The 12,331-nt window shown below is 63.0% G+C and carries 10 protein-coding genes; 8 read left to right on the plus strand and 2 right to left on the minus strand.

What is annotated here, in order from left to right; genetic code table 11:
- The first annotated feature begins 323 nt into the window (after positions 1-323).
- Positions 324-1,592: a malic enzyme-like NAD(P)-binding protein gene (locus R5R73_RS04575; RefSeq protein WP_322528922.1), complete on the plus strand. Its 1,269-nt coding sequence runs from the start codon at positions 324-326 to the stop codon at positions 1,590-1,592.
- Positions 1,593-1,729: 137 nt separating this feature from the next.
- On the opposite strand, the gene R5R73_RS04580 is transcribed toward R5R73_RS04575, so the two are convergent.
- Positions 1,730-2,476, minus strand: a complete 747-nt coding sequence (locus tag R5R73_RS04580; RefSeq protein ID WP_322528923.1) for a DUF481 domain-containing protein — start codon at positions 2,474-2,476, stop codon at positions 1,730-1,732.
- A gap of 96 nt (positions 2,477-2,572) precedes the next feature.
- Positions 2,573-5,095: a penicillin-binding protein 1A gene (locus R5R73_RS04585; RefSeq protein WP_322528924.1), complete on the minus strand. Its 2,523-nt coding sequence runs from the start codon at positions 5,093-5,095 to the stop codon at positions 2,573-2,575.
- 229 nt (positions 5,096-5,324) lie between these two features.
- On the opposite strand from R5R73_RS04585, the gene pilM reads away from it, so the two are divergent.
- The 7 genes from pilM to aroB all read left to right on the plus strand — a co-directional run bounded on the left by pilM (position 5,325) and on the right by aroB (position 12,009).
- A complete protein-coding gene (gene pilM / locus R5R73_RS04590) occupies positions 5,325-6,377 on the plus strand; it encodes a type IV pilus assembly protein PilM (RefSeq protein WP_416221216.1) in 1,053 nt (350 codons plus the stop codon).
- Entirely contained in the window at positions 6,374-6,943 is a 570-nt protein-coding gene (locus tag R5R73_RS04595) for a PilN domain-containing protein (RefSeq protein ID WP_322528926.1), read from the plus strand. Before pilM ends, R5R73_RS04595 begins: the two co-directional genes overlap by 4 nt.
- Positions 6,940-7,614, plus strand: a complete 675-nt coding sequence (locus R5R73_RS04600) for a type 4a pilus biogenesis protein PilO (RefSeq protein WP_322528927.1) — start codon at positions 6,940-6,942, stop codon at positions 7,612-7,614. The genes R5R73_RS04595 and R5R73_RS04600 overlap by 4 nt, the downstream gene beginning before the upstream one ends.
- Positions 7,611-8,165 carry a pilus assembly protein PilP gene (locus tag R5R73_RS04605; RefSeq protein WP_322528928.1) on the plus strand — a complete coding sequence of 185 codons (555 nt, stop codon included), beginning with the start codon at positions 7,611-7,613 and terminating at the stop codon, positions 8,163-8,165. Before R5R73_RS04600 ends, R5R73_RS04605 begins: the two co-directional genes overlap by 4 nt.
- Positions 8,166-8,176: 11 nt before the next feature.
- Positions 8,177-10,249 carry a type IV pilus secretin PilQ gene (gene pilQ / locus R5R73_RS04610; RefSeq protein WP_322528929.1) on the plus strand — a complete coding sequence of 691 codons (2,073 nt, stop codon included), beginning with the start codon at positions 8,177-8,179 and terminating at the stop codon, positions 10,247-10,249.
- Positions 10,249-10,809, plus strand: coding sequence for a shikimate kinase AroK (aroK, locus tag R5R73_RS04615; protein WP_322528930.1), 561 nt, complete (start codon positions 10,249-10,251; stop codon positions 10,807-10,809). The genes pilQ and aroK overlap by 1 nt, the downstream gene beginning before the upstream one ends.
- 87 nt (positions 10,810-10,896) lie before the next feature.
- Positions 10,897-12,009, plus strand: a complete 1,113-nt coding sequence (gene aroB, locus R5R73_RS04620) for a 3-dehydroquinate synthase (RefSeq protein ID WP_322528931.1) — start codon at positions 10,897-10,899, stop codon at positions 12,007-12,009.
- The last annotated feature ends 322 nt before the right edge of the window (positions 12,010-12,331 follow it).

Raw genomic sequence — 12,331 nt, forward strand, 5'->3', positions numbered from 1 at the left:
TCTCACCACAACCGATTGGTTGTCGAAGCCCGCCTTGATGGCGGGCTTTTTTGTGCCTGCTCGATGGCTTTTCAAGCTGCAAAAGATAGCGAGTACCCGAGATTCATCGACTGCCCCAAGGAAATGGATAAGGAATGTTTTATGGCTGGGGGATCAGGTATAAGTGTCGCCAAATGCATCTAAGTGATCCAAACAAGCGCTTAAAAGTCGCGAAAGATAGGAAATGGGCAAAAGTTGTGTGAGGTAATGTTTTTCTATAGTCTGACCCGACTTCAGGCAAGACACTGCCGAAAATTCCCACCATTGTCTTTGGAAAAATCCTCATGAGTGACGATAAGAGACAGGCGGCGCTCGATTACCACGCGAAGCCGATTCCGGGTAAGTTGTCGGTCGAGCTGACCAAGCCGACCAACTCCGCCAAGCATCTGGCACTGGCCTACAGCCCCGGCGTGGCGGAACCGTGCCGGGAAATTGCGTTGGATCCGGAAAACGCCTACCTCTATACTGGCAAGGGGAATCTGGTGGCCGTCGTTTCCGACGGTAGCGCCATTCTGGGGCTGGGCAACCTGGGCCCGCTGGCGAGCAAGCCGGTCATGGAAGGCAAGGGCGTTCTGTTCAAGCGCTTCGCCGGCATCAATTCGGTGGATATCGAGGTCGAGGCCGATTCTGCCCAGACCTTCATCGATACCGTGGCCAACATCGCCAACACCTGGGGCGGCATCAACCTGGAAGACATCAAGGCGCCGGAGTGTTTCGAGATCGAGGCGGCGCTCAAGGCGCGTTGCAGTATCCCGGTGTTTCACGACGATCAGCACGGTACCGCGATCGTGACCGCGGCGGGGTTGCTTAACGCGCTGGATATCGCCGGCAAGACGCTGGCCGAGGCGCGCATCGTCTGTCTCGGGGCCGGGTCTGCCGCCATCGCCTGCATGAAGCTGCTGATCGAGTGTGGCGCCAAGGCCGAGAACATCTTCATGCTGGATCGCAACGGCGTCATCCATAGCGGCCGCAACGATCTCAACCAGTACAAGGCGCAGTTCGCGACCGAAACGCCGCTACGTACGCTGGACGACGCGATCGAAGGCGCCGATGTCTTCGTCGGTCTGTCCGGGCCGAACCTGTTCAAGCCCGAGCAGCTCGAGAAAATGGCCGCGAACCCGGTGGTCTTCGCCTGTTCCAATCCGGACCCGGAGATCTACCCCGACGTGGCGCGGGCGACCCGGAGCGATGTGATCATGGGCACGGGGCGCTCCGATTATCCCAACCAGGTCAATAATGTGCTGGGATTCCCGTTCATCTTCCGGGGTGCGCTGGACGTCAGGGCCACGGCCATCAACGAGCAGATGAAGATCGCGGCCGTTCATGCCCTGAAGGATCTGGCGCGAGAGCCGGTGACCCAGGAAGTGCTGGATGCCTACGAGCTCGACTCGCTGGAGTTCGGTCGCGGCTACATCATCCCGACGCCGGTGGATTCGCGCCTGCTCGAGAAGATTCCGGCGGCCGTCGCCCAGGCCGCGGTGGAATCCGGCGTGGCCCGCAAGCCGTATCCCGCGCACTACCCGCTGAAGAGCGTCAAGGAGATCTACGGCTGATCGCGAGCCGGTCATCTCCAGACGACGATGCCGCCCCTAGGGGCGGCATCGTCGTTTGTGGTATCCAATGCAGGCCTTCCACGCTGTCTCGCTACAATTCTGCGGCTCGTGGCTCGTGGCTCGTGGCTCGTGGCTCGTTACCAACTGTAGAGAAGCGATACCGATGTCGTGGTATCGGTGCGCGCTTCGGCATCGGGCGGCGGGTGCGTGTTGCTCCTGACATCGTAGGAGACGCGTAGCGCAAGATGGGAGTTCAACTGCGAGGTGATCGTCGATAGCGAACGGGTCGTGACGCTGATATGCGTTGCTTCCGCGGACAGTTCCTGATCGAAGGAGATGTCATCGCTGAAGTTGTAGGTGTAGTCCAGCGCCGAGTAGACCAGGGACAAATCGTCGCTACCGCCGTCCGCGTAGGTGTCTTTACGATAGCCCGGGCCGACTTCGGCGGAAAGCGTATGCGTTGGCCCGGTCAGCAGTTGACGGCCGTAGCCGGCGATGGTGGTGAGCTGCGAGTCGTAGCCGCTGAACCGGTCGCGCTCCCAGCGCGCAAAGCCGAACAGGTAGTTGTTGTTCTCCAGTTCGTAGCGTTCACGGGCACCGACCAGATACCGCTCGGAGGTGGTGTCGTCGTTGTCCTGGACACTGCGGGTTTCGGCGCGGAACGTATGAGTGTTGCGCCCGGTCAGCCAGGTCAGGCGAGCCTTGGCGAGCAGCGTCTGGGTATTGGTGTTGCCGGTCAACTTCGTATAACCGAGTTCCGCACTGCCGCTGAAGTTGGGGGCGTTTTCTTCCGGCGCCGGCGGTGCGTAGAAAAGCTCTGCATATGACGGTGATGCCATCAGGCAGGTGGTCAACAGCCACCAACGGCAACTAGGCAGGGACATGACATTTCTCTCAGCGTCGCTGCGACGTCCTGTTGCGGTGAAGAGCGAGTGTGGAACGAAAGAGTCGGGGCCAGGACCCCGACTCGACTTCATGTATCAGAAGATCGCTTCGTAAGTGCCGGTGCCCTGCGAGCCGCTCTCGTCTTCCAGTTCCGGACGGATACCGCGCGGCTGATACTCAGGCAAGTTGTCCTTGCGGAATATCTCGCTGATGCCGCCGGGCTGGTCATCGTGCAGGCGTTTGCCGGTATCCGGATCGATGCGAACCTGAACGATATCGTCGGGGGCCTCCGGAATCACCTCGGGCGTGCCTTCCAGTGCCGGGCCCATGAAGGCTTTCCAGATCGGCAGGGCGGCTTGAGCGCCGTATTCCGCCGTGGTGGTGTTGTCGTCCTTGCCGACCCAGACCGTGGTCACGAGCGAACTGTTGAAGCCGGAGAACCAGGCGTCACGCTGATCGTTGGTGGTGCCGGTCTTGCCGACGATGTCGCTGCGATCGAGCGTCAGGGCGGCGCGTCCGGTGCCGCGCTCGATGACATCACGCAAGATGCTGTGCAGGATGTAGAGCGCGTCGGGCTCCACCACGCGGGGGGCGATGCGACGCGGTTCGCCATCGATGACGGTCTGGGTCGCGCCGGGCGCACAGTCACGGCATGCCACCAGCGGATTGGCCTGTTCGACCACGGTATTCTGGCTGCCCTGGGTGACCTTCTGAATGTACCAGGGCGATACCTGGAAGCCGCCGTTGGCGAGCACGGCGTAGGCGTTGGCGATCTCCAGCGGTGTCAGCGAGGCACTGCCGAGAGCCAGGGAGAGGCCGTGCGGCAGGCGGTCCCGTGCAAAACCGAAGCGCTCGAGGAAGTTCAGCGCGTTGTCGAGTCCGAGCGACTGCAGCACACGGATGGTCACCAGGTTGCGCGAGGTGTAGAGCCCGACGCGCAGACGTGTCGGCCCCTGGAACTGGCGCTCGGAGTTTTCCGGGCGCCAATCGTCGCCGCTGAACTGTGACATGACCACTGGCGCGTCATTGATGATGGTCGCCGCGGTCATGCCGCCTTCCTGCAGCGCAGCCAGATAGACGAACGGCTTGAAGTTGGAGCCGACCTGGCGCTGGGCCTGAATGGCGCGGTTGAACTTGCTGGCAGCGAAGCTGAACCCGCCCTGAAGCGCCTCGATGGCACCGGTCTGCGGATCGAGGACGACGACGGCCCCTTCGGCGCCAGGACGTTGCGACAGGCGCCAGTGATCGCCTTCCTTGAGGATGCGTACCAGATCGCCGCGGCTCGCGATCGCTGCGGCATTGGCGGGAACCTCGCCGCGCCACTTGGCGCTGTGGTAGACCCTGGCCCACTTGAGGCCGTCCCAGTCCAGCGTGATCACCTTGCCGTCGGCATTGAGCACGCGCATCTGCTTGCCGTCGGTAGCGGTGACGATGGCCGGCTGGAGCGGGCCGAACGACGGCGTGCGCTCGAGCACCTTGAGCCAGTTGCTGACGTCACCGTCGACACCCTCGATCGTGGCCTGACTGCTCTGGGCCGCCTGGCGGGCGGTTTCGATGACCTCGGGGGATTCCGAGAGCTCTTCTTCCAGGCCCTGGTGTTCGGTTCGGTCCTGCGCTTCGACCAGGCTCGGCGGTACGTCCTTCTCTTCGGGGCCGCGCCAGCCGTGGCGGGTATCGTAGTCGATCAGGCCTTGCACCAGCGCATCGCGGGCCTCGGTCTGCAGACGGCTATCGAGCGTGGTGGTGATGCGAATGTTGTCGGTATAGGCCTTGTCGCCGAAACGCTCGACGGCGTAGGCGCGGGCCATTTCCGCGACGTAGGGGGCATCGATTTCCGAGCGCGCCGTATGGCTGCTGGCCGTGATCGGCGCCTTGACGGCCTGGTCGTAGCTCGCCTGGTCGATGGAGCCGAGCTCGCGCATGCGGTAGAGAATCCAGTTGCGGCGGATCAGGGCGCGTTCCGGATTGGTCAGCGGATTGAAGCTCGACGGCGCCTTGGGCAGCCCTGCGATCATGGCGTACTGCGGCAGGGTCAGATCCGCCAGCGGCTTGCCGTAGTAGGTGTTTGCTGCGGCGGCGATACCGTAGGAGCGGTGACCCAGATAGATCTTGTTGACGTAGAGCTCGAGGATTTCGGGCTTGCTCAGGATCTGTTCCATCTGCAGCGCCAGCAGGATTTCACGGATCTTGCGCGTGAAAGTCTGGTCCAGAGTCAGCAGGTAGTTGCGCGCGACCTGCATGGTGATGGTGCTGCCGCCGGACTGGATGTCGCCGGAGGAAGCCAGCTCGATCGCGGCGCGCAGAAGTCCCTTGGGATCGACTCCGGGGTGGTTGTAGAAGTTGGCGTCTTCGGCGGCCAGCAGGGCGTTGATCAGCGGTTCGGGAATCTCGTCGTAGCTGACGGGCATGCGACGTTCCTCGCCGTATTCACCGATCAGCTTGTCGTCTTCCGTATAGATGCGAAGCGGCGTCTGGAGCTCGTAATTCTGGAGTTGATGCACGTCGGGCAGGCCAGGGGCGAAGTAGAGCCCGGCGCCAATGACTGCCAGCACCATGCCTGCGCAGAGCGACAGCAGGAGCCAGAAGACAGTCGTCAGTAGGCGGGTAAAAAGCTTCATATAAAGGGGTAATCCTTGACTGGTGGCGGTCCGGCCGCGTGTTCGCTATCCCTGGCGTCGGATGATTCAGCATCGGAGCATTATATGGATGCGGTAGAGCCGGGGCCAGTTTCGCCCCTTTCGCTTCCTGCAAGTAAAGCGAAATAAGTGTAACGAAACGTTCAAGTTGTCCGTGTCGCCGCCGTTAAATCCGGTTAGGCTTTTCCAGTTCTGGCGAGGTGAGACAGTGTTGCGCTTGAAAAGATCCTCGAAAGGATTGGTGGGAGTGGACATCACGTCAGCCACCGTCAAGCTGCTGGAGCTGGAACATCGCGTCGGCGGCTTGAGAATCGATAGTTACGCGGTGCGTCCGCTGCGCGAGGGGGCCGTGGTCGAAAGGCGCATTCGCGACAAGAGCGAAGTCGTGGATACGCTGGGCCGGGCGGTCGATCACGCCCGGTTGCAGTCTCGGCGCGCCGTGGTCGCGGTGCCCAACTCGGCAGCCATTACCCGCGTGCTGTCGTTGCCCTCGTCGCTCAGCGACGATGACATCGAGGCACGGATCCAGATGGAATCCGACAAGTACATCCCGTTCCCGCTCAATGAAGTCGCCTTCGATTTCCAGCGTCTGGGTCGCCATTCGCGTTACGACGACCAGCAGGAAATCATGCTGGTGGCCTGTCGTCTGCAGGATATCGATACGCTGTCGTCGGTTCTGGATGCCGTGGGGCTCGAGACGGTGGCCGTCGATGTCGAAGGCTTCGCGCTCGAGCGTGTCTGTCGTGCTTTGCAGGGCTCCGAGGATAAAGAAGGGGATAGCACGGCACTGGTCGATATCGGGGCGAATCTATGCGCGTTTCATGTGCTCAAGGAGGGCCGGATCGTCTATAGCCGCGACAGCCTGTGTGGCGGACGGCAGCTCACCGATGCCATCAGCAAGCGCTACGGCATGAGTTTCGACGAAGCCGGTCGCGCCAAGAAGCGTGGCGGATTGCCCGACGATTATCGCCAGCAAGTCCTGTTGCCTTTCATCGATACCCTGATCCAGCACATTGGACGCTCGCTGCAGCTCTATTACACCTCCGCGGGCCAGCAGCAGATTCGACGCCTGATCCTGGCCGGCGGGTCGAGCGCATTGCCGGGCTTGGCGGAGCGATTGCGCGCCCAGAGCGGGCTGGAAGCCACGCTCGCCAACCCTTTCACGCATATGCGTATCCATCCGCGGCTGGATGTCACGGCGTTGGCCGCGGATGCGCCGGCCATGCTCACGGCCTGTGGCCTCGCCATGCGGGCGTTGCCATGACGATCGAAATCAACCTGCTGCCATGGCGGGAGCAGCGCCGCTTGCGGAAGACCCGACGCTTCAAGCAGGGGCTGCTGCTGGTGCTGCTGCTCGGGCTGCTGGTCGGTTGGGGCATCTCCCAGTACGAAAAATCCATGGTGCGGGCGGGACAGGCCCGGTTGGCGCTGATCCAGCGGGAAACCGATTCGCTCACTCGCGATATCCAGGAGATGCGCAATTTTCGTCAACTGCGGGAGCGCATGCTGAAACAGATCGATCTGATCGGCGAGCTGCAGTCGAGCCGCCCGTTGACCATCCACGTTCTCGATCAGCTCACGGCCACGCTGGTCGATGGCGTCTACTACACCGAGTTGGCTCGCAAGGGTAGCCGGCTCGAGTTGAGCGGTGTCGCAGCCTCGAATCGTCAGGTGTCCGACCAGATGCGAGCGCTCGACAGTAGTCCTGCGTTTGATACGCCATTGCTCTCGGACGTGCAGTCCGCAGAAGGGCCGGCAGCGGCCAAGCGCTTTCACCTGAGTGTCGATGAGCATCTTGGTGACGACACCCAGGCTGGAGCTGGCCCATGAAGCGACCGACGCTGAATGGTCCGCGATGGAATGCCTTGCGGGAGGCGTTCACAGAGCAAGGGCGCCAGCTGCGTGAGCTGCAGTGGCGTGAACTCGATATCAGGGAGGCGGGTAGCTGGCCGGTCAGTCTTCAATGGCTGATTGCGCTGGGCGTGCTGATGGGGTCGATATGGGCCGCGCAGTGGTTGCTCGCCTCCACCCCCCGGGAAACGCACGAGCGCCTGGTCATGCAGCAGCAGCAAGCGTTGCAGCGCTTCGAGACGCTCTCTTACCAGGCGGTCAATCTGCCGGCGATGGAGCATCAGATGGAGGAGCTCCAGGGGCGCATGCAGAGCGTTCTCGAAATGCTGCCCAGCGATGCGGAAGTTCCCGCCTTGCTGGACGCCATCAGTGATGCGGCGCGGCAGCAGCAGCTCGATATCGACAGCATCAAGCTGCGACCGGCAGTCGAGCAGGCGTTCTACATCGAGCAGCCTTTCGACATTCAGGTGCGCGGCGACTTTCATCAGATCGCGTCGTTCCTGGCTCGTGTCGCCGCGATGCCTCGGATCGTCACGCTTCATGATTTCACGCTGAAGCCGGTGGGTGACCGCCTTCAGCTGACGATGCTGGCGAAAACGTACCGCTATCGAGAGGATGTCGATCCAGGCAAGGGGGGCGGAAAGTCGTGAGATCGCATCGATTCGTTCTCATCGGGCTGCTGTTCGCAAGCATTGTGCTGAGCGGGTGCGAGGACGCCGACCTGGAGGGGTTGCAGGCGCGACTGAATACCCTGCGAAACAATCCGAAGGGGCAGATCGCCTCGTTGCCGGAGATGCCCCGGTACACCACGGCCAGTTACGACCAGCAGCAGCGACGGAGCCCGTTCGTGGCCGAGCAGGCTGCGGCAGCCGCTGACCCGAGCGAGGCCACGCCGCTGCCGGATGCCGATCGTCCGCGCCAGCCGCTCGAGGCCTTCGAGCTGGATAACCTGAGCCTGGTCGGCACGATGATCGTGGGCAAGACGCCCTCGGCGCTGGTCGCTGCGCCGGACGGCAGGGTCCATCGGCTCTTCGAGGGAGACTATCTGGGCCGGGACTACGGCCGCATCATCAGCGTGGAACTCCGCGGGCTGACACTCGTCGAGACCGTGCGCGGCCCCGGGGGAGAATGGACCGAGCGTCGCCAGCGCCTGGAAATGGCAGGACAAGACTCCGACGGTGCCAGCCGGCGGCAACAGTAGCAGGGGACAACATGACTTCTCGACGGCGCCTGGCCGCAGGCTTGGCAGCACTGACATTGTGGGGACTGGCGTTTTCCGCCTGGGCGGCACCGGCACTGACGACACCGACGCTGACGGCGATGACCTTCACCGATCAGGGAGCCGGCCGCCTGGACGTCGGGCTCGATTTCGTCGGCGGCGTCCCGGAGATTCGCGGCTATCGCACGGAGGCACCGCCACGGCTGGCGCTGGATCTGCTGCAGGCCCGGAGCGGCCTGACGCAATCGAGCTTTGCCATCGGCAGTGCCGGTGTCGATTCCGTCAGAGTGCTGGGGGCGGGGGCGCGTACGCGCCTGGTGTTCGATCTGGCCTCGCCCATCGATTATCGACTCGAGCGTCTGGATGACAAGGTCATCGTGCATTTCGGTGACGGCACCGGGTCGGCTGCGACCGACGCATCGCCCGAGCGGTCCGCGGCGGCGCTGCCGCGTCAGCCGGAGGTGACCTCGATCGATTTTCGCCGGGGCGAAGACGGGGCCGGCCAGCTCGATCTGGCGCTCGACCGCGCCGGAGTGGCGGCGGAAGTCTCCGGGCAGGGGCGTCAGGTCTCGGTTTCGCTACCCGGCGTGACCTTGCCCGACGCGCAGTATCAGACGCTCGATGTCAGCGATTTCGGCACTGCCGTCGAGCGTATCGTGCCGCGTCGAAGCGCCGACGGCGTCACCTTCGATATCGTGGCATCCGATGCCGTGGAGCCGCTGGTGACCCAGAACGGGCGCCGTTTCACGATCGAACTGGCGCCCGCGGGCAGCATCGAGCGTCCCGAGACGGACGCCGGCCCCAGCTATACCGGTCACCGCATTACCCTCGATTTCCAGGACATCCCGGTGCGTGACGTGCTGTCGATCATCGCCGAGGAGTCGGGACTCAACGTGGTCGCCAGCGATAGCGTGCAGGGCAACGTGACCCTCAATCTGACCGATGTCCCCTGGGATCAGGCGCTCGATCTGGTGCTGCGCAACCATGGCCTGTCGGCGCGACGGGAAGGCAACGTGATGATGGTGGCGCCGACCGGCGAGCTGGCCAATCTGCAGCGCCAGACGCTGGAAACCCGCGAACAGACGAAGCAGCTGGCTCCGCTGACCACGGAGTTTCTGCAGATCCGTTACGCCAAGGCCGAGGATCTGGCGGCGTTGCTGCGCGGTGGCGAGGGTGTCGGCATGATGTCGGAGCGCGGGCGTGTTACCGTCGATTCGCGCACCAACACCCTGATCCTGCAGGATACGCGAGCGCAGCTCGATGCCATTCGGCGAACTCTTGAGCATCTCGACGTGCCGGTGCGCCAGGTGCAGATCGAGGCGCGAATCGTGATCGCCCGTGACAGCGCGACCCGCGAGCTCGGCGTCAACTGGGGGCTCTCTTCTCCGGCGGGTCGACATCTCGATCTGAGCGGGGCGGCCGATGGCGATCCCTCGACCGTGCCGACCACGTCGGACGACCCCGATACGTATGGCGGCGGCCTGGCGGTGGATCTGGGCAATGCCACCAATCCCGCCAGCGCGTTCAGCTTCGGTTATCTTTCCGGCGACATCCTGATCGATCTGGAGCTGCGGGCGCTGGAGAGCGAAGGCAAGAGCCAGACCATTTCCCAGCCCAAGGTGATCACCGCCAACCAGCGTACGGCGATCATCAAGCAGGGCCAGGAAGTGCCTTATCAGGAAGCTTCGTCCAGCGGCGCCACCTCCACCGAGTTCAAGGAGGCCGTGCTGTCGCTCGAGGTGACACCGCAGATCACTCCGGACGACCGCATCATCATGGATCTGCGCATCAACAACGACGATATCTCCGACACCCGCTACGACGACGCGCCGGCCATCGATACCAACGAGATCCAGACTCAGGTGCTGGTCAATAACGGCGAAACCGTGGTGCTGGGCGGGATCCTGACCTCCGAACAGCTGCGGACGCTGTTCAAGACACCGTTCCTCGGCGACCTGCCGGTGATCGGCAACCTGTTCCGCTATACCCAGAACAGCAACGAGAAGGTAGAATTGCTGGTATTCATCACGCCCAAGATCATCGAGGACGGACTGGCCATTCGCTGATGCGGTCGCTTCCCAATCTTTTTCTCATCGGCCCCATGGGGGCCGGCAAGAGTACAATCGGCCGCCTCCTGGCGGCCGAATTGCAGCGCGAATTCCTGGATAGCGACCATCAGATCGAGGCTCGCTGCGGGGCGAATATCCCATGGATTTTCGATGTCGAGGGTGAGCAGGGCTTTCGGGACCGCGAGACGGCCATGATCGACGAGCTCACCCAGCGCAGTGACATCGTCATGGCAACCGGTGGCGGCGCGATCATGCGCGAGGTCAATCGGCAGTTGCTGCGGGAGCGGGGGACGGTGGTCTATCTCGCCACCACCGTCGAACAGCAGATCCGGCGCACTTCCCGGGATCGCAATCGGCCGCTGCTGCAGACAGCCAACCCCGAGCAGGTGTTGCGGGATCTGTTCGCGGTTCGCGATCCGCTCTATCGCGCAACGGCGGATATCGTCGTGCGTACGGACCGTCGAGGCCCCAGGAGTGTGGTGAATGACATCCTGCGTCGGGTTTCGCATCTGACGGAGCCGCTCGGCGAATCGGTATCTCTCTCGCACCAGAGGTGACGTCTCATCCTCGTCGGCCTTTCCCGCGGGCCGTCTTTATCTACGTTCGTCTTCCTATATCCGTCTTCCACATCAAAGGTAATGCCCATGTCCTCCGCTTCGTCGCTTCCCGTGGAATCGCTGAACGTTTCGCTGGGTGACCGCAGTTACCCGATTCACATTGGCGCGGGCATTCTGACGAGTCGGGAACATCTGCTGCCCTATCTGGCCGGGCGTCAGGTCATGATCGTGACCAACGAGGTGATTGCGCCCCGCTATCTCGCGGCACTCAAGGCGACGCTCGCCGATGCCGATCTGGATGTCCGGGAAGTCATTCTGCCCGATGGCGAGGCGACCAAGTCGCTGGCCTCGGTCGAGCGCATCTGGGACGCCCTGCTGGTGGCCGGATTCAACCGCCGCTGTACCCTGATCGCGCTTGGCGGCGGTGTCATCGGTGACATGACGGGCTACGCCGCCGCCAGCTATCAGCGCGGTGTCGCTTTCGTCCAGATTCCTACCACGCTGCTGGCCCAGGTGGACTCCTCCGTGGGCGGCAAGACCGGTGTCAATCACCCGCGCGGCAAGAACATGATCGGTGCGTTCTGGCAGCCCCGGGCGGTGATCGTCGATACCGATACCCTGCGGACGCTGCCGGCACGCGAGCTCTCCGCCGGACTGGCGGAAGTGATCAAGTACGGCTTGATCTGGGATGCCGCCTTCCTCGCATGGCTGGAGAACAACCTGCCTACACTGCGCGCGCTCGAGGAAGCCGCCATTCGTCATGCCATCCGGCGCAGTTGCGAGATCAAGGCGGAAGTGGTGGCCGAGGACGAGACCGAGCAGGGCGTGCGCGCGCTGCTCAACCTGGGGCACACCTTCGGCCACGCCATCGAGGCGCATCAGGGCTACGGCAACTGGCTGCACGGCGAAGCGGTGGGTGCCGGCATGATGATGGCCGCACAGCTCTCCTTCGAGCGCGGCTGGCTGAGCGAGGCCGATGTCGAACGTGTCGCTGCGATTCTGAAGGCGGCGGATCTTCCGGTTACGGCGCCGGCCAACATGCAGGCAAAGGATTTCCTTGCTCGCATGCGGCTCGACAAGAAGAATCTCGACGACCGGCTGCGGCTGATTCTGCTCGAAGCGCTGGGTAAGGCGTGCGTTCGAGACGATACGGACGCCGATCGGCTCGAGCGGCTGCTGGCGAATTTTCCGCGAGCCTGATCGGATCCGTTCTCGGGAGCCGGATCGTCCGTGATTCGGCCCTCGATCCCGATCCCCTGGCCAGCCTGGCTGACTTACTTCCCTTCCTTTGCCGATCACCTTGCCCTGTCGGCGCCGATTGGCGGCGTCCGTTTCCTGTCGCCTCCTCAAAGCCATCGTCTGGTACTGCTGTCGTCCGGATCCGTGTGATCGATGCCGCCCCATTACTTTGCCGCCCCATTGCCTTGTCGCTCCGTTATCTTGCCGGCACATGCGCGGTGGCGATGCCGCATGTCGACAATCTGGATGATCGCTGCTGCTTTTTCGAGGCGTTGACGATATA

The organism is Salinicola sp. LHM (assembly GCF_034479735.1).
GTDB classification, from domain to species: domain Bacteria; phylum Pseudomonadota; class Gammaproteobacteria; order Pseudomonadales; family Halomonadaceae; genus Salinicola; species Salinicola salarius.

Coding starts and splice junctions, on each gene's coding strand:
- R5R73_RS04575 (WP_322528922.1), top strand. CDS start 324: ATGAGTGACGATAAGAGACAGGCGGCGCTCGATTACCACGCGAAGCCG.
- R5R73_RS04580 (WP_322528923.1), bottom strand. CDS start 2,476: ATGTCCCTGCCTAGTTGCCGTTGGTGGCTGTTGACCACCTGCCTGATG.
- R5R73_RS04585 (WP_322528924.1), bottom strand. CDS start 5,095: ATGAAGCTTTTTACCCGCCTACTGACGACTGTCTTCTGGCTCCTGCTG.
- R5R73_RS04595 (WP_322528926.1), top strand. CDS start 6,374: ATGACGATCGAAATCAACCTGCTGCCATGGCGGGAGCAGCGCCGCTTG.
- R5R73_RS04600 (WP_322528927.1), top strand. CDS start 6,940: ATGAAGCGACCGACGCTGAATGGTCCGCGATGGAATGCCTTGCGGGAG.
- pilQ (WP_322528929.1), top strand. CDS start 8,177: ATGACTTCTCGACGGCGCCTGGCCGCAGGCTTGGCAGCACTGACATTG.
- aroK (WP_322528930.1), top strand. CDS start 10,249: ATGCGGTCGCTTCCCAATCTTTTTCTCATCGGCCCCATGGGGGCCGGC.
- aroB (WP_322528931.1), top strand. CDS start 10,897: ATGTCCTCCGCTTCGTCGCTTCCCGTGGAATCGCTGAACGTTTCGCTG.